22 protein-coding genes are annotated in these 22,036 nt (G+C 64.3%); 6 read left to right on the top strand and 16 right to left on the bottom strand.

Features of this window, described 5'->3' with window-relative positions; all coding sequences use genetic code 11:
- Nucleotides 1-18 precede the first annotated feature (18 nt).
- Entirely contained in the window at nucleotides 19-909 is an 891-nt protein-coding gene (locus ACIP02_RS00110; protein WP_400612053.1) for an alpha/beta fold hydrolase, read from the top strand.
- Here ACIP02_RS00110 and ACIP02_RS00105 read toward each other — a convergent pair.
- On the bottom strand, nucleotides 906-1,778 hold the full coding sequence (locus tag ACIP02_RS00105) for a DMT family transporter (RefSeq protein WP_400612051.1): 873 nt from the start codon (nucleotides 1,776-1,778) through the stop codon (nucleotides 906-908). The two genes, ACIP02_RS00110 and ACIP02_RS00105, sit on opposite strands and share 4 nt — an antisense overlap.
- A gap of 246 nt (nucleotides 1,779-2,024) precedes the next feature.
- Between ACIP02_RS00105 and ACIP02_RS00100 the strand changes: the two genes are divergently transcribed.
- The 3 genes from ACIP02_RS00100 (at nucleotide 2,025) to ACIP02_RS00090 (ending at nucleotide 4,241) form a co-directional block, all read left to right on the top strand.
- Complete coding sequence (locus tag ACIP02_RS00100) at nucleotides 2,025-2,813, top strand: AraC family transcriptional regulator (protein ID WP_400612049.1); 789 nt, start codon at nucleotides 2,025-2,027, stop codon at nucleotides 2,811-2,813.
- A 62-nt stretch (nucleotides 2,814-2,875) separates the two neighbouring features.
- On the top strand, nucleotides 2,876-3,163 hold the full coding sequence (locus ACIP02_RS00095) for a PsiF family protein (protein ID WP_400612047.1): 288 nt from the start codon (nucleotides 2,876-2,878) through the stop codon (nucleotides 3,161-3,163).
- Between the two features lie 70 nt (nucleotides 3,164-3,233).
- A complete protein-coding gene (locus ACIP02_RS00090) occupies nucleotides 3,234-4,241 on the top strand; it encodes an AI-2E family transporter (RefSeq protein ID WP_400612045.1) in 1,008 nt (335 codons plus the stop codon).
- Nucleotides 4,242-4,378: 137 nt separating this feature from the next.
- Here the strand turns inward: ACIP02_RS00090 and ACIP02_RS00085 are convergent, their stop codons facing one another.
- Nucleotides 4,379-5,650: an Hsp70 family protein gene (locus ACIP02_RS00085; protein ID WP_400612043.1), complete on the bottom strand. Its 1,272-nt coding sequence runs from the start codon at nucleotides 5,648-5,650 to the stop codon at nucleotides 4,379-4,381.
- A 176-nt stretch (nucleotides 5,651-5,826) separates the two neighbouring features.
- Between ACIP02_RS00085 and cbpA the strand changes: the two genes are divergently transcribed.
- Together cbpA and ACIP02_RS00075 are read left to right on the top strand one after the other, a co-directional pair.
- Nucleotides 5,827-6,783 carry a curved DNA-binding protein gene (gene cbpA / locus ACIP02_RS00080; RefSeq protein WP_400612041.1) on the top strand — a complete coding sequence of 319 codons (957 nt, stop codon included), beginning with the start codon at nucleotides 5,827-5,829 and terminating at the stop codon, nucleotides 6,781-6,783.
- Between the two features lie 2 nt (nucleotides 6,784-6,785).
- On the top strand, nucleotides 6,786-7,091 hold the full coding sequence (locus tag ACIP02_RS00075; RefSeq protein WP_306379794.1) for a chaperone modulator CbpM: 306 nt from the start codon (nucleotides 6,786-6,788) through the stop codon (nucleotides 7,089-7,091).
- Between the two features lie 106 nt (nucleotides 7,092-7,197).
- On the opposite strand, the gene ACIP02_RS00070 is transcribed toward ACIP02_RS00075, so the two are convergent.
- From ACIP02_RS00070 to ACIP02_RS00005, 14 genes are all read right to left on the bottom strand, one after another.
- The gene (locus ACIP02_RS00070) at nucleotides 7,198-7,713 is read right to left on the bottom strand and encodes a GNAT family N-acetyltransferase (protein WP_400612039.1); all 516 of its coding nucleotides are present in this window, start codon (nucleotides 7,711-7,713) and stop codon (nucleotides 7,198-7,200) included.
- Between the two features lie 31 nt (nucleotides 7,714-7,744).
- The gene (gene urtE / locus ACIP02_RS00065; RefSeq protein WP_400612037.1) at nucleotides 7,745-8,443 is read right to left on the bottom strand and encodes an urea ABC transporter ATP-binding subunit UrtE; all 699 of its coding nucleotides are present in this window, start codon (nucleotides 8,441-8,443) and stop codon (nucleotides 7,745-7,747) included.
- A 146-nt stretch (nucleotides 8,444-8,589) separates the two neighbouring features.
- Nucleotides 8,590-9,447: an urea ABC transporter ATP-binding protein UrtD gene (urtD, locus tag ACIP02_RS00060; RefSeq protein ID WP_400612035.1), complete on the bottom strand. Its 858-nt coding sequence runs from the start codon at nucleotides 9,445-9,447 to the stop codon at nucleotides 8,590-8,592.
- Nucleotides 9,444-10,523, bottom strand: coding sequence for an urea ABC transporter permease subunit UrtC (gene urtC, locus ACIP02_RS00055; RefSeq protein WP_400612033.1), 1,080 nt, complete (start codon nucleotides 10,521-10,523; stop codon nucleotides 9,444-9,446). The genes urtD and urtC overlap by 4 nt, the downstream gene beginning before the upstream one ends.
- Complete coding sequence (gene urtB / locus ACIP02_RS00050; RefSeq protein ID WP_400612031.1) at nucleotides 10,523-12,010, bottom strand: urea ABC transporter permease subunit UrtB; 1,488 nt, start codon at nucleotides 12,008-12,010, stop codon at nucleotides 10,523-10,525. Before urtB ends, urtC begins: the two co-directional genes overlap by 1 nt.
- Before the next feature lie 140 nt (nucleotides 12,011-12,150).
- Nucleotides 12,151-13,416 carry an urea ABC transporter substrate-binding protein gene (gene urtA / locus ACIP02_RS00045; protein ID WP_400612029.1) on the bottom strand — a complete coding sequence of 422 codons (1,266 nt, stop codon included), beginning with the start codon at nucleotides 13,414-13,416 and terminating at the stop codon, nucleotides 12,151-12,153.
- Nucleotides 13,417-13,703: 287 nt separating this feature from the next.
- On the bottom strand, nucleotides 13,704-15,110 hold the full coding sequence (gene cycA / locus ACIP02_RS00040) for a D-serine/D-alanine/glycine transporter (RefSeq protein WP_400612027.1): 1,407 nt from the start codon (nucleotides 15,108-15,110) through the stop codon (nucleotides 13,704-13,706).
- A gap of 217 nt (nucleotides 15,111-15,327) precedes the next feature.
- Entirely contained in the window at nucleotides 15,328-16,695 is a 1,368-nt protein-coding gene (locus ACIP02_RS00035; RefSeq protein WP_400612025.1) for a PepSY-associated TM helix domain-containing protein, read from the bottom strand.
- A 58-nt stretch (nucleotides 16,696-16,753) separates the two neighbouring features.
- Complete coding sequence (locus ACIP02_RS00030) at nucleotides 16,754-18,820, bottom strand: TonB-dependent copper receptor (RefSeq protein ID WP_400612023.1); 2,067 nt, start codon at nucleotides 18,818-18,820, stop codon at nucleotides 16,754-16,756.
- A gap of 66 nt (nucleotides 18,821-18,886) precedes the next feature.
- A complete protein-coding gene (locus ACIP02_RS00025) occupies nucleotides 18,887-19,318 on the bottom strand; it encodes a DUF2946 domain-containing protein (RefSeq protein ID WP_400612021.1) in 432 nt (143 codons plus the stop codon).
- A 22-nt stretch (nucleotides 19,319-19,340) separates the two neighbouring features.
- Nucleotides 19,341-19,826 (bottom strand): copper chaperone PCu(A)C, encoded by a 486-nt coding sequence (locus ACIP02_RS00020; RefSeq protein WP_400612019.1) that lies wholly within the window; start codon nucleotides 19,824-19,826, stop codon nucleotides 19,341-19,343.
- Nucleotides 19,827-19,872: 46 nt separating this feature from the next.
- Nucleotides 19,873-20,262 (bottom strand): DUF2946 domain-containing protein, encoded by a 390-nt coding sequence (locus tag ACIP02_RS00015; RefSeq protein WP_400612017.1) that lies wholly within the window; start codon nucleotides 20,260-20,262, stop codon nucleotides 19,873-19,875.
- Between the two features lie 223 nt (nucleotides 20,263-20,485).
- A complete protein-coding gene (locus ACIP02_RS00010) occupies nucleotides 20,486-21,340 on the bottom strand; it encodes an SPFH domain-containing protein (protein ID WP_400612015.1) in 855 nt (284 codons plus the stop codon).
- 26 nt (nucleotides 21,341-21,366) lie between these two features.
- Complete coding sequence (locus tag ACIP02_RS00005) at nucleotides 21,367-21,804, bottom strand: NfeD family protein (RefSeq protein ID WP_400612013.1); 438 nt, start codon at nucleotides 21,802-21,804, stop codon at nucleotides 21,367-21,369.
- Nucleotides 21,805-22,036 lie beyond the last annotated feature (232 nt).

Raw genomic sequence — 22,036 nt, 5'->3', positions numbered from 1 at the left:
GGCTAAGGAGCAGCGCAGATGAGCCAGGACCTTGCGACGCGATACCCGTTGGTGCTGGTACCCGGCATGCTCGGCTTTGTCCGGGCAGTGCTCTACCCCTACTGGTTCGGCATTGTTCCGGCCTTGCGCAAGGGCGGCGCGCAGGTGTTCCCGGTGCAGGTGTCGCCGCTGCATTCCAGCGAGGTGCGCGGCGAGCAGTTATTGGTGATCATCGAAGACATCTGCCAGCGCACCGGCGCAGCAAAGGTCAACCTCATCGGCCACAGCCAAGGTGCCCTGAGCGCGCGCTATGCCGCAGCCAAGCGGCCCGGGCGGGTGGCGTCGGTCACTTCGGTGGCAGGGCCCAACCAGGGTTCGGAACTGGCCGACCACCTGGAACGCACGGCACCGGGCGATTCGCCCCAGGGGCGCATTCTCAAGGCCGTGCTGCATGGCTTTGCAGTGCTGCTGGTGTGGCTGGAAACCGGCTGGCGGCGTGACCCGCTGCCGGTGGATGTGCATGCCTCGCACCAGTCGCTGACCAGTGCCGGCGTGGCGCTGTTCAACCAGGCTTATCCACAGGGCTTGCCAGACACCTGGGGCGGGGAAGGGGCCTATGAGGTCAATGGCGTGCGCTACTACTCGTGGTCCGGCACCTTGCAGCCCGGCCTAACCGACCAGGGGCGCAACCGCTTTGACGGCAGCAACCGCTTCTGCCGCCTGTTCGCGCGCAGTTTCGTCAAGGAAAAGGGCCATTGCGACGGCATGGTCGGGCGTTTCAGTTCGCACTTGGGGCAGGTGATCGGCGACGATTACCCGCTGGATCATCTGGATATCGTCAACCAGTCACTGGGCGCCGTTGGCAAAGGCGCCGAGCCGGTGCGGCTGTTCACCGAACATGCCGCGCGGCTAAAGGCAGCCGGGCTCTAGCGGCGGATCGGCGTGGTCCAGCGCTCGGCCAGTACCACACCGGCCAGGGTCAGCAGGCCGCCGACCAGGTGGTAGCTGGCCAGTTGCTCGTCGAGCACCACGGCGGCGATCAGCGCGGTAACCAGCGGCAGCAGGTTGAAAAACAGCGTGGTACGGCTTGGGCCCAGGCGGTGCACGGCCTGCATCCATACCAGCGGTGCGATCATCGAGGCCAGCACGCAGGCATACAGCACCAGGCCGATGTTGTGGCTGTTCAGGCCGGTCTTGTCCGAAAGCAGAAACAGCGGCAGCAAGACGATGATGGCCACCAGCACCTGGAGGTACAGCAGCTGCATCGGCGGCAAGCGCAGCTGCCATCTCTTCAGCAGGAAGCTGTACAGCGCGTAGGCCAGGGTAGCCACCAGCATCAGCAGGTCACCGCTGTTCAGGCCTTGCTGCAGCAGGCTGGCGGGGTGGCCGGCACTGACCACTTCCAGCACGCCGAAAAACGACACCACTGCGCCCAGCAGGGCACCGTAGCTCAGGCGCTGGCCCAGCCAGGCGATGGACAGCGCCAGTGACATCAGCGGCATCAGCGAAAGGATGATGCCCATGTTGGTGGCACTGGTGATGCTGGCGGCGAAGTAGGCCAGGCTTTGATACAGCGCCATGCCCAGCACGCCGAGCACGAACACCTTGGCCAGCTGCGGGCGGATGGCGGCACGGTTGCGCCACACGGCGGGCAGCAGGAACGGGGTGAACAGCAGCCCGGCCAGCAGCCAGCGGTAGAAGCCGATCTCGGCGGGGTGGATGGCACCGGCGGACATCTTGGTGACCACGGTGTTGCCGGCCCAGATGAGGATGGCGGTGAGGGGGAACAGGTAGTTCATGTAGCAGGGTACTCGTTTTGGGCTGATTGGGGCTGCTTTGCAGCCCTTCGCGGGTAAACCCGCTCCTACAAAGGACCGCGCAAGTCCGGTGGAACGCGGATCTTTCCCATGGCAATACTGACCGTTGTAGGAGCGGGTTTACCCGCGAAGGCCTGCAAAGCAGGCCCTCGATAGGCCCGTATTATCGTTTGTCCGTCCACAAGCCTATACTCCTATCCAGACAACCCACCCCGCCAAACAGTCAGCATGCAGCGCAAATACCTCGACATCCCTCAATTCAGCCAACTCCCGGCCCCGGTGTACTTCCGCCATGACGAGTTCGGCGCCGACACCCACAGCGCCCTGCACCAGCATGCCTGGGGCCAGCTCAACTACACCGCCCACGGCGTGATGCACCTGGAGGCCGCCGGCCAGCGCTTCCTGTCACCGCCGCACTACGCGGTGTGGGTGCCGCCCGACACCGCGCATGGCTGCTACAACCCGCAGGCCATCGTCTACCGCTCGATCTACCTCGATCGCAGCCTCTGCGCCGCGCTGCCGCAGCAACCGTGCAGCTTGATGATCAGCGACATCCTCAAGGCCGTCCTCGCCGACTTCGCCCGGCGTGACCTGAAGGTGGCCGAAAGCGAGCGCGACCAGCGCCTTGTGCAGGTGTTGCTCGATCAGCTGCTGCTGGCGCCCACCCAGGCCTGCTACCTGCCGTTCGCCCACAGCGAAGGCCTGCGCCAGGTGCTCGACGCGCTCAGTGCCGAACCTGGCGACAACCGCCCGCTGGCCGAGTGGGCCGCCCGCGTGCACGTCAGCGAACGCACCCTGGCCCGCCAGTTCCTGCGCGAGCTGGGCATCAGCTTTGGCGAATGGCGGCTGCGCCTGCGTTTTCTGCATGCCATCGAAGCGCTGGAAGCCGGCCTGCCGATCCAGGCCATTGCCTTCGACCTCGGCTACAGCAGCGCGTCGGCGTTCATCGCCATGTTCCAGCGCCAGGCCCAGTGCACACCCGAGCAGTACCGCCGGCAGGCGCGGGCAGGGCGTTGAAAATTCTTGGCTACACTCAGCTCGATCCCGTGCATCGGGCGCGGCGACAAGGAGACCACTCCATGAAAGTGCTGCAAATCCCCTTACTGGCGCTGGCGGTACTCTTCAGCGCCCAAGGTTTCGCCGCCAACACCGCGCAGCAGGAAAAAATGAAAACCTGCAATGCCGACGCTACCACCAAGGCCCTCAAGGGCGATGAGCGCAAAGCCTTCATGAGCACCTGCCTGAAGAAAGAGGTGCCACAAACCCAGCAAGAAAAGATGAAAACTTGCAACGCCGATGCCACCACCAAAGCCCTGAAGGGTGACGAGCGCAAGGCGTACATGAGCGACTGCCTGAAGAAGAAATGACCTGCGCCTATGCCTGCAGGCCCAAGGCTGGCAGACTGCGGGCATTCCTGCTGTCTGCCGTCGAGGCTGTATGACTTTCACCCCCCGCCAAATCACCCTGGCCAGTCTGATCATCGTCATGGCCGGGCTGCTGCTGGCTTTGCCCCTGAAGTTGCTGCCCAGCCTGCTCGCCGGCCTGCTGGTGTTCGAACTGGTCAACATGCTGACCCCGCGTTTGCAACCGCTGATTGCCGGTCAGCGTGCCCGCTGGCTGGCTGTGGCGCTGCTGGGCACGCTGGTGGTGACCACCTTGGCCCTGCTGATTGCCGGCGCCTTCAGCTTTCTGCTGCACGAGGCAGAAAACCCCGGGGCCTCGCTGGACAAGTTCATGGCCCTGGTGGAGCGCGCCCGTGGCCAGCTGCCGCCGTTTATCGAAGGCTATCTGCCGGCCAGTGCTGCCGAGTTCAAGGTCGCCATCGGTGACTGGATCAAGAGCCACCTCAGCGACCTGCAACTGGTGGGCAAGGGCATGGCGCACATGTTCGTGACGCTGTTGATCGGCATGATCCTCGGCGCCATCATCGCCCTGCAGCGCATCCCCGACATTTCCCGGCGCAAACCGCTGGCAGCGGCGCTGTTCGAACGGCTGAACCTGTTGGTGAAGGCGTTTCGCAACATCGTCTTTGCGCAGATCAAGATTTCGCTGCTCAACACCGCCTTCACCGGCATCTTCCTGGCCGTGGTGTTGCCGCTGTTCGACGTGCACCTGCCGCTGACCAAGACACTGATCGTGCTGACCTTCCTGCTGGGCCTGCTGCCGGTGATCGGCAACCTGATGTCCAACACGCTGATCACCATCGTCGGTTTGTCGCTGTCGATCTGGGTGGCGGCGGCGGCGCTGGGTTACCTGATCGTCATCCACAAGGTCGAGTATTTCCTCAACGCGAAGATCGTGGGCGGGCAGATCAGTGCCAAGGCGTGGGAGCTGTTGCTGGCGATGCTGGTGTTCGAGGCGGCGTTCGGGCTGCCTGGGGTGGTGGCGGGGCCGGTCTACTATGCCTACCTGAAGAGTGAGCTTAAGCGGGCGGAGCTGGTCTGACAGATTGCTGGGGCCGCTTTGCGGCCCATCGCGACACAAGGCCGCTCCTACAGACGACCGCGTAAACCCAAGATTGCGCGGTCCCCTGTAGGAGCGGCCTTGTGTCGCGATGGGCTGCAAAGCAGCCCCAAAATAGATCAGGCCACGCCGTACCGCTTGCGCGCCTCAATGGCCAACCCGCTACCAATGCTGCCAAAAATATTACCTTCCACATGCCGCGCATTCGGCAGCATCGCCGACACGCTGTTGCGCAGCGCCGGAATCCCGCTGGAACCGCCGGTGAAGAACACCGTGTCGACCTGGCTTTCGCTCACCCCGGCCTTGGCCAGCAGCTCGGTCACGCTACCGCGCACACGCTCCAGCAGCCCTTCGATCGCTTCTTCGAACAGCACACGGGTTAGTTCTGCCGTCAGCTCCGGCTCGACCCGGCGCAGGTCGATACGGCGGCTCTCTTGCTCGGTCAGCTCGATCTTGCTGGCTTCCACTTCCATCGCCAACCAGTGCCCGGCGCGCTGTTCGATCAGTTTGAACAGGCGGTCGATACCGAAGCTGTCCTCGATGTCGTAACGCATGCTGCCCAGCGCCAGTTGCGACTTCTGCGAGTACAGGGCGTTGATGGTGTGCCAGGTGGCCAGGTTGAGGTGGTAGCTGGTCGGCATCAGCGCGCCGCTCTTCATGCGGCTGCCGTAGCCGAACAGCGGCATCACGCCCTGCAGGCTCAACTGTTTGTCGAAGTCGGTCCCGCCGATGTGCACGCCACCGGTGGCGAGGATGTCGCTCTGGCGCTCGGCGACCAGGTGGCGCTCGGGCGACAGGCGGATCAGTGTGAAGTCCGAGGTACCACCGCCGATGTCGACGATCAGTACCAGCTCCTCGCGGCTGATGCCCGACTCGTAGTCGAATGCAGCGGCAATCGGCTCGTACTGGAACGACACGTCCTTGAAGCCGATCTTGCGCGCCACGTCGGCCAGGGTGTCTTCGGCCTCCTGGTCGGCGGCCGCGTCTTCGTCGACAAAGAACACTGGGCGGCCCAGCACCACCTGGTCGAATTCACGACCCGCGGCGGCCTCGGCGCGTTTCTTCAGCTCGCCGATGAACATGCCCAGCAAGTCCTTGAACGGCAGGGCGCTGCCCAGCACGCTGGTGTCGTGCTTGATCAGCTTGGAGCCCAGCAGGCTTTTCAGCGAGCGCATCAGGCGGCCTTCGTAGCCTTCCAGGTACTCGTGCAGGGCCAGGCGGCCATATACCGGGCGCCGCTCCTCGATATTGAAGAACACCACCGAAGGCAAGGTGATCTTGCCGTCTTCCAAGGCAATCAGCGACTCCGTGCCAGGGCGGTGCCAGCCGACCGTGGAGTTGGAGGTGCCAAAGTCGATGCCCAGGGCGCGGGCCGGGGATACGTCAGACATGGGGAAAAAGCTTCCGGAGGCAAAACGGCCGCGCAGTGTATGCCAGTTGGCTACAGAATCAAGACCGGTCGTCTGCGATGGAGCAAAGCCAAGGCCCTCTTGAAAGGCTATGCTTGACCCCTATCTTTAGTTGCATCTTCAGTTGCAACGCGCACATTCACATTGGTGATCCACAGATGGACTTCAAAGACTACTACAAGATACTTGGCGTAGAGCCCACGGCGGACGATAAGGCGATCAAGGCCGCGTACCGCAAACTGGCGCGCAAGTATCACCCCGATGTCAGCAAGGAGCGCGACGCCGAGGACAAATTCAAAGAGGCCAACGAGGCCTACGAGGTGCTGGGCGACGCGCAGAAACGTGCCGAATTCGACGAGATTCGCAAGTATGGCGGCCAGCATGGCCGGCCATTCCAGGCGCCACCGGGCTGGGAAAGCCGTGGCGGTGCGGGTGGCGGTTTCGAGGGCGGCGATTTTTCCGACTTTTTCAGCTCGATCTTTGGCAACCGCGGCGGCAACCCCTTCGGTGGCGCCCGGCAGCAGCAACGCAGTGCCGGCAGGCGGGGGCAGGACGTGGAGCTTGAACTGGCAATATTCCTTGAAGAGACCCTGAGCAAGGAGTCCAAGCAGATCAGCTTCCAGGTGCCGCAAACCAATGCCATGGGCCAGCGCACCGGCTTCACCACCAAGACCCTGAATGTGAAGATTCCGGCCGGGGTGACCGATGGCGAGCGCATCCGCCTCAAGGGCCAGGGCGCGCCGGGCAGTGGCGGTGGGGCCAATGGCGACCTGTTCCTGACCATCCGCATGGCACCGCACCCGCTGTTCGATGTCGAAGGTCATGACCTGATCATCACCGTGCCACTGGCACCGTGGGAGGCTGCGCTGGGCACCAAGGTGGCGGTGCCGACCCTGACCGGCAAGATCAACCTGACCATCCGCCCCGACAGCCAGAGCGGCCAGCGCCTGCGGGTACCGGGCATGGGCCTGGCCAACAAGAACGGCGAGCGCGGCAACCTGTACGCGCAATTGAAAGTGGTCATGCCACCGGCATCCGACGAGTCTGCCCGCGAACTGTGGACAAAGCTTTCCGAGAAGGCTGCGTTCGACCCGAGGACACAATGGAGTAAGTGATCATGAGCAGCACCCTGATCGTTCAACTGGACATGCGTACCTTGTGTCAGGAAGCCGATGTCACGGCGGACTGCGTGATCGAAATCGTCGAGCACGGCATTGTCGAACCTTCCGGACGAACGCCGGAGGACTGGCTGTTTGACGATCAGGCGCCGTTATTGGCCAAACGCGCGGTGAAGCTGCATCAGGAATTGGAGCTGGAGTGGGAAGGGGTGGCGCTGGCGCTGGAGCTGTTGCAGGAGGTGCAGCAGTTGCGCAGTGAGAACAGTATGTTGAGGCAGCGGTTGGGCAGGTTTACCCAGATGTAAAGTTTGCAGGCCTGGCCTCTTCGCGGGTAAACCCGCTCCTACATGGATCGCGTTTCCTGTAGGAGCGGGTTTACCCGCGAAGAGGCCAGGCCTGCAAACATCAAATTCAGCTTGGCTCAGCCCCCGGATCCAACACCAGCTGCATGAAGGTCAAATCCAGCCAGCGGCCAAACTTCACCCCCACCTGCGGCATCTGCCCGGTCACCACAAAGCCCAGACGCTCATGGATGCGCACCGACGCCGCATTGCCACTTTCGATGGCCGCCACCATCACGTGCTTGCCGCATTCCCGCGCTCGCTCGATCAGCGCCGCCATCAACACCGGCCCCAGCCCCTTGCCACGCTGGTCACCCCGCACATACACCGAATGCTCCACGGTCAGGCGAAAGCCTTCGAACGGCCGCCAGTCGCCAAACGAGGCATAACCCAGCACACCGGTCTCATCCACCGCCACCAGGATCGGGTAGCCCTGCTGCGCCCGAGCCTCGAACCAGGCTTGGCGGTTGCCCAGGTCGACAGGCGTTTCGTTCCAGATCGCCGTGGTGTTGCGCACGGCGTCGTTGTAGATGTCGAGGATGCCCGGCACGTCGGCGGGTAGGGCGTCGCGGATTTCGTAACTCATGACAGCGTCTCGCAAGGTCGTTGTTTGCAGATTAAATGGTTACCAGACCGCGCACACCTTCGGCCTGCATGTTTTCGCCGCGGCCGCGCTGGACGATTTCGCCACGGGCCATGACCAGGTACTGGTCGGCCAGCGCTTCGGCAAAGTCGTAGAACTGCTCTACCAACAGGATGGCCATGTCGCCGCGTTCGGCCAGGTGGCGGATGACGGCACCGATTTCCTTGATGACCGAGGGCTGGATGCCTTCGGTCGGCTCGTCGAGGATCAGCAGGCGCGGGCGGCTGGCCAGGGCGCGGCCGATGGCCAGTTGTTGCTGCTGGCCACCGGACAGGTCGCCGCCGCGGCGTTGCTTCATCTGTTCCAGTACCGGGAACAGTTCGTAGATGAAGGCGGGTACTTCGCGGGCCTCGCGGGCCGGGAAGCGTGACAGGCCCATCAGCAGGTTTTCTTCGACGGTCAGGCGCGGGAAGATCTCGCGGCCCTGGGGCACGTAGGCGATGCCGGCATGCACCCGTTGCTGGGGTTTGAGTGTGGTGATCGGCTTGCCTTCCCATTCGATGCTGCCGTCGCGGGCCGGCACCAGGCCCATCAGGCAGCGCAGCAGGGTGGTCTTGCCCACGCCGTTGCGGCCCAGCAGGCAGGTGACTTCGCCGACTTTGGCTTCGAAGGACAGGCCCCGGAGAATGTGGCTGCCGCCGTAGTATTGGTGCAGGGTGTCGATCTTGAGCATGTTGGTGTTCCTGAAGTTGTTGCTTTGCCTGTGCCGGCCCTTTTGCGGGTGAACCCGCTTCTACATCGACCGCGGAGTGTCACGGGCGGGGCTTTCCTTTGTAGGAGCGGGTTTACCCGCGAATAGGCCGGCACAGGTATCCCTGTCTAGCGGCCCAGATACACCTCGACCACCCGCTCATCCGCCTGCACCTGCTCCAGCGACCCTTCCGCCAGCACACTGCCCTGGTGCAGCACGGTCACATGGTCGGCAATACTGCCGACAAAGCCCATGTCATGCTCCACCACCATCAGCGAATGCGTGCCGGCCAGGCCCTTGAACAGCTCGGCGGTAAACTCGGTCTCGGCATCGGTCATGCCCGCCACCGGTTCATCCAGCAACAGCAATTGCGGCTCCTGCACCAGCAGCATGCCGATCTCCAGAAACTGCTTCTGACCGTGCGACAGCAGCCCGGCCGGGCGCTGGGCCAGGGGTAGCAGGCGCAAGGTGGTCAGCACTTGCTCGATGCGCTGGCGCTGCACACCGCCCAGCCGCGCTGCCAGGCTGGCCCACACCGACTTGTCGGCCTTCAGTGCCAGCTCCAGGTTCTCGAACACCGTCAGGGCCTCGAACACCGTGGGCTTCTGGAACTTGCGGCCGATGCCGGCCTGGGCGATCTGGTATTCGCTCATGCGGGTCAGGTCGAGGGTGTCGCCGAAATAAGCCGTGCCGCTGTCGGGCCGGGTCTTGCCGGTGATTACGTCCATCAGGGTGGTCTTGCCGGCGCCGTTGGGGCCGATGATGCAGCGCAACTCGCCTACGCCGATGTACAGGTTCAGCGCGTTCAGCGCCTTGAAACCATCGAAACTGACACTGATGTCTTCCAGGCTCAGCACCGTGCCGTGGCGGGTGTCCAGGCCAGCCTTGCGGCGGTGGCCCAGGCCGATGGCATCGCGGCCGGCGCCGAGTTGGTCGAACACCGGCTCAAGCATGAATTCCGGGTGGACTGGGGGCACGCCTCTCATGGCTGGTTCCTTTTCTTCAACAGGCCGACCACGCCCTTGGGCAGGTACAGGGTCACGAGTATGAACAGCGCGCCGAGGAAGAACAGCCAGAACTCCGGGAAGGCCACGGTGAACCAGCTTTTCATGCCATTGACCAGGCCGGCACCGAGCAGCGGGCCGATCAGTGTGCCGCGCCCGCCCAGGGCTACCCACACGGCGGCTTCGATGGAATTGGTCGGCGACATCTCGCTGGGGTTGATGATGCCCACCTGAGGCACGTACAGCGCCCCGGCCAGGCCGCACAACACAGCGCTCAGCACCCACACCAGCAGCTTGAAGCCGCGCGGGTCGTAACCGCAGAACATCAGGCGGTTCTCGGCGTCGCGCACCGCCGTCAACAGCCGGCCGAACTTGCTGCGGGTCAGGCGCCAGCACAGGTACAGGCTGGCCAGCAGCAGGCCGACGGTGAGCAGGAACAACACCGCCCGGGTCCCTTGCGCGGTAATGTCGAAGCCAAGGATGGTGCGGAAGTTGGTGAAGCCGTTGTTGCCGCCGAAGCCGGTTTCGTTGCGGAAAAACAGCAGCATGCCGGCGAAGGTCAGGGCCTGGGTCATGATCGAGAAGTACACGCCCTTGATCCGCGAACGGAAGGCGAACCAGCCGAATACCAGCGCCAGCAGCCCGGGCGCCAGCACCACCAGGCACAAGGCCCAGGCAAAATGCTGGGTACCGGCCCAGTACCACGGCAGCTCGGTCCACGACAGGAAGGTCATGAACCCCGGCAGGCCGTCACCGGCCGCCTGGCGCATCAGGTACATGCCCATGGCGTAGCCGCCCAGGGCGAAGAACAGGCCGTGGCCCAGCGACAGCAACCCGGCATAGCCCCAGACCAGGTCCAGGGCCAGGGCAACAATGGCGTAGCAAAGGATCTTGCCAACCAGGGTCAGGGTGTAGGCCGACACCTGCAGGGCATGGTCCGCCGGCAGCAGCGACAGCAGCGGCAGGGCCACCAGCAGCAGGACGACGACGGCGCCGATGGCCAGCGTCAGGCGTGGCCCGGCCTTTTGCGTAGCAGTGACAAGCAGTGGCTGGTTCATCAGTCGATTACCCGTCCCTTGAGGGCGAACAGGCCTTGCGGGCGCTTCTGGATGAACAGAATGATCAACGCAAGGATGAGGATCTTGCCGAGCACGGCGCCGATCTGCGGCTCCAGCAGTTTGTTGGCGATGCCAAGGCCGAATGCCGCCCAAAGGCTGCCGGCCAGCTGGCCGACACCGCCGAGCACCACCACCAGGAACGAGTCGATGATGTAGCTCTGGCCCAGGTCCGGGCCGACGTTGCCGACTTGGCTCAGGGCCACACCACCCAACCCGGCGATGCCCGAGCCGAGGCCGAAGGCAAGCATGTCGACGCGCCCGGTGGAGACCCCGCAACAGGCAGCCATGTTGCGGTTCTGGGTGACCGCACGCACGTTCAGGCCCAGCCGCGTGCGGTTGAGCAGCAGCCAGGTGAGCAGCACCACGGCCAGGGCGAAGCCGATGATGACCAGGCGGTTGTACGGCAGCACCAGGTTGGGCAGCAGTTGGATGCCACCCGACAGCCACGCCGGGTTGCTGACCTCGACGTTCTGCGCGCCGAACAGCAGGCGGATGGCCTGGATCAGGATCAAGCTGATGCCCCAGGTGGCCAGCAGGGTTTCCAGCGGCCGGCCGTACAGGTGACGAATGACCGTGCGCTCCAGCGCCATGCCGACCCCGGCACTGACAACGAAGGCTACCGGCAAGGCGATCAGCGGGTAGAACTCGATGGCGCCGGGCGCGTAGCGCTGCAGCAGCACCTGAACCATGTAGGTGCTGTAGGCGCCGAGCATCAGCATCTCGCCATGGGCCATGTTGATCACCCCGAGCAGGCCGAAGGTGATCGCCAGGCCGAGCGCCGCCAGCAGCAGGATCGAACCCAGCGACAGGCCGCTGAAGGCCTGGCCGAGCAGCTCGCCGACCAGCAGCTTGCGCTGCACCTGGGCCAGGCTGGTTTCGGCGGCGGTGCGCACGCCGGCATCGGTTTCAGCGTCGGGTTGTAGCAGGGCTTCGAGACGCGTGCGGGCCAGTGGGTCACCGGTTTCGCCCAGCAGGCGCACGGCGGCCAGGCGCACGGCCGGCTCGCTGGCGCCCAGTTGCAGGTTGGCCAGGGCCAGGCCGAGGGCGGCGTGTACGGCGGGGTCCACTTCGATAGCGAAGCGCCGGTCGAGGAAGGCCATTTGCGCCGGTTGTGCGCTTTTTTGCAGTTGCTGGGCCGCGACCAGGCGGGTGTCACTGTTGTCGCTGAGCAACTGGTGGCTGGCCAGGGCGTTGTCGATCAGGCCGCGCAGGCGGTTGTTCAGGCGCAGCTTGCGCGTGTCGTCGGCGGCGAGGCGGCCCTGGCGCAGGTTGTCCAGCAGCGGCAGGCGTGCGGCATCCGGTTGCGCCGCCCAGCCTTCGAGCAGGCGCGCCTGTTCGGCGGGTTTGGCGCTGAGGAAGAATTCGCCCTCGCTGGCCTGGGTGGCCAGGGGTAGTAGCAGGAGCAGGGTGAGCAGCAGTCTGAGCATGCGGGCAATCCTGGAAGTCGGGGTTGGATTCTTCGCGGGTAAACCCGCTCCTACACAGGCCGGTGCAAGGTTTGAAACCTGCGCAGTCCCTTTGTAGGAGCGGGTTCACCCGCGAATGGGCCGCACAGCGGCCCCCGTACTCAGTTACCTTTCACGGCGTAATCAGGCCGCTTGTCATTCCCCGGAATGAACGGGCTCCAAGGCTGCGCCCGCAGCGGCTGCTCGGTTTCCCATACCACACTGAACTGCCCGTCATCCTGGATCTCGCCGATCATCACCGGCTTGTGCAGGTGGTGGTTGGTCTTGTCCATGGTCAGGGTAAAGCCCGAAGGCGCCTTGAAGCTCTGCCCGGCCAGCGCCTCACGCACCTTGTCGACATCGGTGGACTTGGCTTTTTCCACCGCCTGCGCCCACATGTGGATGCCTACGTAGGTGGCCTCCATCGGGTCGTTGGTCACCGCCTTGTCGGCGCCCGGCAGGCCCTTGGCCTTGGCATAGGCCTTCCAGTCGGCAACGAACTGCTGGTTGACCGGGTTATCCACCGACTCGAAGTAGTTCCACGCCGCCAGGTGGCCCACCAGCGGCTTGGTGTCGATACCGCGCAGCTCTTCTTCACCCACCGAGAACGCCACCACCGGTACGTCGGTAGCCTTCAGGCCCTGGTTGGCCAGTTCCTTGTAGAACGGCACGTTGGAGTCGCCATTGACTGTGGAAATGACCGCCGTCTTGCCGCCAGCGGAGAACTTCTTGATGTTGGCGACGATGGTCTGGTAATCGGCATGGCCGAACGGCGTATAGACTTCTTCGATGTCCTTGTCGGCCACGCCCTTGCTGTGCAGGAACGCACGCAGGATCTTGTTGGTGGTACGCGGGTAGACGTAGTCGGTGCCCAGCAGGAAGAAGCGCTTGGCGCTGCCGCCGTCTTCGCTCATCAGGTATTCCACGGCCGGGATGGCCTGCTGATTGGGCGCGGCGCCGGTGTAGAACACGTTCGGCGACATCTCTTCACCCTCGTACTGTACCGGGTAGAACAGCAGGCCGTTGAGCTCTTCGAATACCGGCAGCACCGACTTGCGCGACACCGAGGTCCAGCAGCCAAACACCACTGCGACCTTGTCCTGGGTCAGCAGCTGGCGGCTCTTTTCAGCGAACAGTGGCCAGTTGGAGGCCGGGTCGACCACCACCGGTTCGAGCATCTTGCCGTTCACCCCGCCCTTGGCGTTGATCTGCTCGATGGTCATCAGCGCCATGTCCTTGAGCGAGGTTTCGGAAATCGCCATGGTCCCCGACAGCGAATGCAGGATGCCGACCTTGATGGTCTCGGCCGCCTGGATGCTCCAGCTCAGGCCCATTGCGGCAATCGATGCGCTAAGGGTAAAGGCCTTGATCAGACTGCGACGCTTCATGTGCTCTCTCCGCTGAGTTTTTATGTGTTGGGCAAGCGGGGAGGGGTGTTGCAAGGGGTGTGCCTAGTGGCGGAAGTGGCGGGATAGAGGGGGTGTGCGAGGTGATGGGGCGTTTGGGCGGGCCAGGTTGGTGCTTGTGGGATTTGTGTGCACAGGATTGGGGCCGCTGCGCGGCCCATCGCGACGCAAGGCCGCTCCTACAGTGGTTCGCGTCAATTTTTGACCGACGCGGTCGTTGTAGGAGCGGCCTTGTGTCGCGAAAGGGCTGCAAAGCAGCCCCGGCAGAATCAGCCGTTACGCACAGCCGTGCGTGGATGACGGCGGCTACGCACGAACTGGTAGGTCACCGCCAGCAACAGGAACCAGATCGGCGTCACCACAAGCGCCGAGCGTGTATCCGCTTCCAGGCTCAGCAGCACCAGGATGAAGGCAAAGAACACCAGGCACACGTAGCACATGAAGCGCCCGCCCGGCATTTTGTACTTCGACGCCTGGTGCAGCGCCGCGCGGTGCTTGCGGTACTTCAGGTACGACAGCAGGATCAGCGTCCAGACAAACATGAACAGCACCGCCGAAACGGTGGTGACCAGGGTGAACGCCTCGACCACGTTCGGCACCAGGTAGATCAGCACCGCACCCAGCAGCAGGCAGGTGCAGGAGAAGTACAGGCCGTTGGCCGGCACCGAGCGGCTTGACAGTTTCTCGAACGCCTTGGGCGCGTCACCTTCCTGCGACAGGCCGTAGAGCATGCGGCTGGTGGAGAACACGCCGCTGTTGGCCGACGAGGCCGCCGAGGTCAGCACCACGAAGTTGATGATGCTCGCCGCTGCCGGCAGGCCGGCCAGCACGAACAGTTCCACGAACGGGCTCTTGCCCGGTACCACGTCGCGCCAAGGGGTCACCGCCATGATCGCGATCAGCGCCAATACGTAGAACACGATGATGCGGATCGGGATCGAGTTGATCGCCCGTGGCAGGGTGCGCTCCGGGTTTTTCGCTTCGGCGGCGGTGGTGCCCACCAACTCGATGCCGACGAAGGCGAATACCGCGATCTGGAAGCCGGCGAAGAAGCCCATCAAGCCGTTGGGGAACATGCCGCCGTCATTCCACAGGTTGGCCAGTTGCGCAGTGCGCCCGCTGGGCGAGGTGAAACCGGTGATGACCATATACAGGCCGGTGGCGACCAGGCCGAGGATGGCGACGATCTTGACCAGGGCGAACCAGAATTCCATCTCGCCGAACATTTTCACCGTCACCAGGTTCAGCGACAGCAACAGGCCTACGCAGGTCAGCGCCGGTATCCACTGCGGCAGGTCGGGGAACCAGAACTGCGTGTAGGCAGCGATGGCGACCACGTCGGCGATGCCGGTGACCACCCAGCAAAACCAGTAGGTCCAGCCGGTGAAATAGCCGGCCCACGGGCCGAGCAGGTCGGCGGAGAAGTCGATGAATGACTTGTAGTTGAGGTTCGACAGCAGCAGTTCGCCCATGGCACGCATGACGAAGAACAGCATGAAGCCGATGATCATGTAGACGAAAATGATCGAGGGACCGGCCAGGCTGATGGTCTTGCCCGAGCCCATGAACAGGCCGGTGCCGATCGCGCCGCCGATGGCGATCAGCTGGATGTGGCGGTTGGTCAGGTTGCGTTGCAGGTGCGGTTCATCTGCTGTGGTGGGTGAGGTTTGCGTCATAGGCTGCATTCCCTTGTAGAGGTCAGTCTTCTTGTCAGAGGTAGCCGGGTAGGCTAACACGCGCGTTCCAGTTCGGGGCGCGACAGATCGACTCTACATTTGGGTAGCAGTGTTTCGCCTGTGCCGGCCTATTCGCGGGTGAACCCGCTCCTACAAAGGCAACGCAGTTCGTTGTAGGAGCGGGTTCACCCGCGAAGAGGCCGGTACAGGCAAACACTCAGGCGCTGGCCAGCACCCGACGGCGCCTCACCACCAAACTATCCACCACCCACATCACCACCATCGACACCCCCACCAGCGGGAACAACACCCCCAACGCCAGCATCACCCCCACCGCCGTCTTCCAGCGCGGCAGGTCGTGGCGCAGCGGCGGCACGCCCAGGCCACCCTCGGGCCGGCGCTTCCACCACATCACCAGCCCGCTCACCGAGCCCAGCAGAATCATCAGGCACACCAGCAGGATGATGATCTGGTTGAACGCGCCGAACATCTTGCCTTCATGCAGCATCACCCCCAGTTCGGTGGCGCGGGCGACCGGGCTGTAGTCCTGCCAGCGCACGTCGGCCAGCACCTTGCCGGTATATTGGTCGACATGCAGGGTGGCGTCATTGCGCGGGTCGTCGGCGAACACGGCAATGGTGAACACCCCGTCTGCGGTGGTGGGCAGGGTAATGCTGTAGCCCGGCTCGACCTGGCGCGAGGTGGCGATGTCCTCGACCTGCTGCAGGCTCACCTGCGGCGCTGCGGGCGCGGCCGACATCATGTGGTGCCCGGCATGTTCGGCGTGTGCGCCGGACTGCGGCATCGGCGTGTTCTCCAGGGCCCAGGGCACGGTCTGGCGGTGTGCGCTGTTCAGCTCGCCCGCCTGCTGGTCCGACTTGGGCACGTCGTTCCACATGGCCGCTGGGAAGCGGTTCCACAAATCGGCGTACTGCTTGCCCCACAGGCCGGTCCAGGTCATGCCGCTGACCAGCATCAGTAACAGCAAGGCCGAACCCCAGAAGCCGGTTACCGCGTGCAGGTCGCGCCACAGCAGCCGGCCGCGCGCCGACAGCCGTGGCCACAACACACCCGCGCCATTGCGCCCGCGTGGCCACCACAGGTAAAGGCCCGACACCACCAGCACGATGCCCCAGCCTGCAGCCAGCTCCACCAGGCGGTCGCCTACCGTACCGACCATCAGCTCGCCATGCAGGGCGCGGGCAATGGCCTGCAGGTTCTGCTTGCCGTCCTGCTCGCCGAGCACCTTGCCGCTGTACGGGTCGACGAACACGTTCAGTTCACGGCCGCCGTCATGCACCACGAACTGCGCACTGCGCTCGGCGTTCAGCGGCGGCAGGTACTGGCCGACGTGGCCTTTGGGGTAGGCCTTCCTTACTTCTGCCAGCAACGCATCCGCGCCCTGTCGGTGGTGGCCGGTTTCGACCACCATCAGGTCGCGGTACAGCAGCGGGTCGAGCTGCGGCTTGAACAGGTAGATAATCCCGGTAATTGCCAGCAGGATCATGAACGGGGCCACGAACAGCCCCGCATAGAAGTGCCAACGCCAGGCCAGGTTATAGAAATTGATGCGTGTTCCTCTCATGGGAACCTCCTGTTTGACCAGCGGATGGGCGCCACCGAAGTGGCGCCTTTGGTTATTGTCAGAAGCTGAAATCGACCTTGGTCCAGAAGGTCCTGCCTGGCTCATTGACCGGCTGTGGATCTGTTGCCGGGTAGCCGAACCCGGCATTCCCGGCCAGGTTCAAATGCTCGGCGTAGGTCTTGTCGAACAGGTTGTCGACCCCTGCGCTGAGCTTGAGGTTGTTGTTCACCTTGTAGGCACCGTTGAGCGAAAACACGCCAAAGCCGGCGCTCTTGTCGTAGTCCTTGCCGACCACGTTGCCCTGGTTTTCGGCGATGCGGTTCTGCGCCGCCACCAGCCGCCACAGGGCACCGACGCTCCACACGTCGCGGCTGTAGGTCAGGCCCAGGCGGCTTTCCAGCGGAGGCATCTGCGGCAGGGCCTTGCCATCGCTGCTGTTCTTGCCCCAGGCATAGGCCAGCGTGGCGTCGGCCTTCCAGTGGTCGGTCAGCCTATAAGCCGCACCCAGTTCGCCACCCATGATGCGGGCGTCTATGTTCTGCGCCTGCGAGGTGCTCATGCCCATCATGCCGGTGCGGTAGTCGAACAGGATGTAGTCGCGGATCTGCCCGACATAGCCCGAAGCCCAGGCTTCCAGGCGCTCGGTGCGGTACTGGATGCCGAAGTCGAGCTGGGTGGTCTTCTCTGGCTTGATGCCCTCGAAGGCATTGGCCGCACCGGGTGGCGCGAGCTTGGGCGAGAACAGCTCCCAGTAGTCGGGGAAGCGTTGGGCATGGCCCAGGCCAATGTAGGTGGTGGCCGGGATGGCCGCCAGGTCGTGCTCGTAGCGGACGAAACCGCTGGGCAGGGTGTCGGCGCGGGTGTCGCCTTCGGTGGCGCTGCCTTGGCGAAAGTCGCGGGCCGAGGCGCGGTCCAGGCGGGCGCCGCTGATCAGCCGGTCTTCGCCACTCATGTACCAAGACAGTTCGCTGAAGGCGCCGTAGTTATGGAAGTCGGCGTCCTTGGTCCAGGCCTGGCCCTTGTGTGCGTCCACGCCCATGCCGCCGCGCTGGCGATGTTCGTTGGTTTGCGCGTCGATGCCGCTGACCAGCTGCACGTCGGCCCAGCGCCAGGTGGCCTTGATGCGTGCGCCCATCGTGCGGCGGTCGACGTTGCTGACCATCGGCATGCCCATCATGCCGCTGCCTGACGGCGTGCGCAGGCTGTAGTTGTCCATCACGTGGTCGGCGTAGTTGTAGTAAACCTGCGCCTCGACCTTGTCCAGCACCTCGCCGAGGTTGGACTTTTCAAAGCGCAGGCCCAGGCTTTCGCGCTTGAACTGCGAGCCGTCCATGCCGCGCCCGGCGTAGCGGGCCTCGCCATCGCCCTTGCCGGCGGTCAGTTCCAGCAGGGTGTCCTGGTCGGGCGTCCAGCCCAGTGCGACATCGCCGTTCCACTTGTCCCAACGGGACGGCACGGTGTCGTTGTTGCCATCGTGGTAGTCATCCGAGCGCGACTGGTTGCCGACAAAGCGCGCATAGGCTTGGCTGTTGCCGGCAGCGGCGTCCAGCACCTTGTCGAAGCGGCCGTTGGAACCCGCCAGCAGGCTGGCGTTGACCCGGCTGCCGAGGGTGCCGAACTTTTCCGGTTCGCGTTCGAAGAGAATGGTGCCTGCCGAGCCGCCCGGGCCCCAGACCACGCTTTGCGGGCCTTTGATCACGGTCAGGCGGTCGTAGGTTTCCGGGGAAATGTACGAGGTCGGGGCGTCCATGCGGTTGGGGCAGGCGCCGAGCATCAGGCCGCCGTTGGTGAGTATGTTCAGGCGTGAGCCGAACATGCCGCGCAGGACCGGGTCACCGTTGGTGCCACCGGCGCGGATCGCCGAAAAGCCGGGGATGGTCTTCAGGTAGTCGGCGCCGTCGCTGGCCGGTACGGGCTGGCGCGGGTCTTTCGGGTTGGTGACCACGGTCAGTGGCGAGCTCGGCGCCACGGCGGTGATCACCGTCGGGCTCAGCTCGGGTGCGTCGTGCGCATGGCCTTCATGGCCAGGGTCGGCGGCCAGCGCCACGGGCGCGAGCAGCGAGCCGCACACGGCGGCGATGGTCCCACGCAGGGACAAGGCAGAAACAGGGGTGCAGCCGGACATAGTGATTCCAGTCGATCAGTCATGAGTCAGCCCGAAGCCTCCTGGCTTCGTGCGCAAATTGTGTGTTCAGACGTTGATCGAGCAAGGCGGGGCGCGGCTGCGCGCACCGGGGAATACTGCCTGCCGGGCATGGCCCTGGTGCGTTGGCGCAAACAGGTTGCTGGTGGGGACGACGCTGCCGGCGCTGAGCGGGCTGAGGGCCTGGGGCAGGGCCGGGCAGTTGAACAACAGGCTGCAATAACCGCACTTTTCCCACATCACGTGCAGTTGGCCATCGCCGCCGTGGCCGTGGTGGCTGTCGCCGCCATGCTGATGGGCAGCCGCCATCGGCATGTCCATCGGCATAGTCATGCCGGCGTGGTGGTCCATCGGCATCGACTGGGAAATCAGCGGGCCGATGAAGATCATCCACATGGCGAACAGGCTCAGCCATCCGCCACCGGCGCGCCTGCGGTCAGGGCGGGTGGTACGGCGGCGGCTGGTGCGCGGCAGGCTCATGGCGAGTGCCTGTCAGCGGGTGTCAGTGCGCGTGTTCGTGGGCTTGCGCCGGGTCCGCTGGCGCCTGCTTCTGCACGGCCACGTCGACAGTGATGTCGCCGGCCTTTTCGAAGTGCAGGGTCAATGGGAAGCGCTTGCCGTCGACGAGCAGGCTGCGGTCCTTGGGCTGCATCAGCATCACGTGGTAGGCGCTGGGAGCGAAGGTCAGGTCCTTGCCGGCGGGCACCACCACGCTGGGCACCTGCTGCATCTTCATGGCGCCGCTGGCGCTCATGGCATGTTCGTGCAGCTGTGCATCATCGGTGATGGGGCTGTCGACGCTGAGCAAGCGGTCATCGGCCTGGCCATTGTTGTGCACCACGAAATACGCCGCTACGTTCGGCGCGTTGGGTGGCAGTTGCAGCGACCAGGGGTGGGCAATGTGCAGGTCACCCACGCTGTATTCGTGGGCATTGGCAAAGGCGCCGGGCAGCAGCAGGGCGGCCATGACGAGGGCATGCTTGAGCATGGTGAATCTCCGTTCTGTTCAGGTTCAGGCAGACAGCTTGAAACATTCAGGCCAGCGGAGAGGCACGGGGGTTTAACGCAGGCCAGAGCTGGCGCGGCGTGGGTTGGTAGTCGGCAGGTGGCGGCAACAGCCCGGCGAGCAGTGTCGGCGGGTTGTGCAACTGTGGCGGGTAGACGGGCAGGGCCAGCAGCGGCGCGGCGCCCGAGCAGCACCAGCAGTTCATCATGCCGGCGCTGGCGTCGCTTTGCGGGCCGAGGTCGATCTTGGCCAGGGCCTGCACATCGACCTTGGCCTTGTTGGCCATGCTGGAACAGAAAGCCCCCCACAGCAGCTGTTCAGCCGGGCCTTTGGGCGCAGCAGAAGACAGCGGCATGGCCAGCAGGTTGAACAGCACTGCAAGGCAGGCTATCCAGGCAATGTGCCGACGTGGGGGCATGGAGAGATCCGGTCAGGAATCGTGGTGGGTATTGTAAGGCGGAGTATAGGTAAAAATGGCGGGGTGCGGTGAAGTGACGCAGGTGGCCAGAGTTTGGGGGCTGCTGCGCAGCCCATCGCGACACAAGGCCGCTCCTACAGGGGATCGCATCATGGCCAGCACGCGCGGTCCTTGTAGGAGCGGCCTTGTGTCGCGATAGGGGCGCAAAGCGCCCCCGGCATTCTCAAACCTTGCCACGCCCCATCAGGCCACGCACGGTCTCCTGCAGGTCCGCCGGCAACACCACCACCTTGGCATTGTTGCTACCGGCCAGGTTCTCCATCGCGCCTATATAACGCTCACCCAGCAGATACATGGCCGGCACGGTCTCGTTACCCACCGCTTCCTTCACCAGCGAAATCGCCCGCGCTGAAGCCTCGGCCAGGCTGATCTGCGCTTCGGCATCCAGCCTGGCCGCCTGCAGGCGCGCTTCTGCCTCCAGGATCGCCGCCTGCTTGGCGCCTTCGGCACGGGTCACGTCGGCCTTGCGCTCACGCTCGGCGGCGGCCTGGCGTTCCATGGCCAGTTGCATGTTCTCCGAGGGCTTGATGTCCTGGATTTCCACCGAGCGTACGGTCACGCCCCAGTCTTCGGTCTGCTCGGACATCGCCTCGCGCAGGCGCGCCTTGATTTGCTCGCGGCTGGACAGTGCTTCGTCGAGGTCCATGGCACCGACGATGGCGCGCAGCGAGGTCATGGTCAGGCTGGTGACGGCGAACGAGAAGTTCTGCACGCCATACGAGGCCTTCTGCGGGTCGACCACCTTGGCGAAACACAGGGCGTTGGCGACGATTACCGCGTTGTCCTTGGTGATGATCTCTTGCTGCTGCACATCGAGGATGATGTCCTTGGTCGGCAGGCGATAGGCGACCACGTCCACGTAAGGAATGACGATGTTCAAACCGGGCTTGAGCGTGGTGTTGTAACGGCCCAGGCGCTCCACGATCCATTCTTCGCCCTGGGGCACGATACGTACCCCCTTGAACACGGTGATCAGGACGAACAGGGCGATGGCGGCGACGACGATGAGGCTGGTCATGGTGCTAAATTCCTTTTAGTGCGGATTCAGGCCCGGATGACGCGGGCGGTGTTCCCCTCGATGGCGGTGAGGCGCACCCGTTCGCCGGCCGGGATTTCGCTATCGGCGACGCAGGTCCATTCTTCGTTGCCCAGGATCGGCTTCTGGAAACGCACACGGCCTTTCTGGAACTCCGAAACGCCCGCGGTCAGCAAGCCCACTTCGCCGATCACGCTGTCAGCGGTCCAGCGCACATCTGGCTGCTTGCGCCGGAACAGCTTGAACCATAGCGCGGTGGTGGCCGACGACAGCAGCATCCACAACAGCACCTGCATGTCCAGCTGCAGGCTGGGGGCCGCCAGCGAAATGAGCGAGACCAGCACGGCACCGATGCCGAACCAGAGGATGAAGAACGTCGGCAGGACCAGTTCGAGCAGGATCAGCGCGATGCCGAACACCAGCCAGATCCACCATTGCATTTCCATATGGGTTGCGCCTTCCAGGGGGAGGATCTGAGTTTATGTCAGCGGAGCGGCACGGGGCCACTTGCCGGGTTGAAAGAAAAAACCGAAAGGGTTGTAGGGCGACTGCCTGACACATTCTCTGAAGGCTGGCGCGGTCTCCTGTAGGAGCGGGGGGGGGGGGGGGGGGGGGGGGGGGGGGGGGGGGGGGGGGGGGGGGGGGGGGGGGGGGGGGGGGGGGGGGGGGGGGGGGGGG

Origin of the sequence: Pseudomonas sp. NPDC089408, assembly GCF_044749445.1 — a bacterium.
Classification (GTDB): Bacteria; Pseudomonadota; Gammaproteobacteria; order Pseudomonadales; family Pseudomonadaceae; genus Aquipseudomonas.
This window is presented reverse-complemented; position numbering and strand designations above follow the sequence as displayed.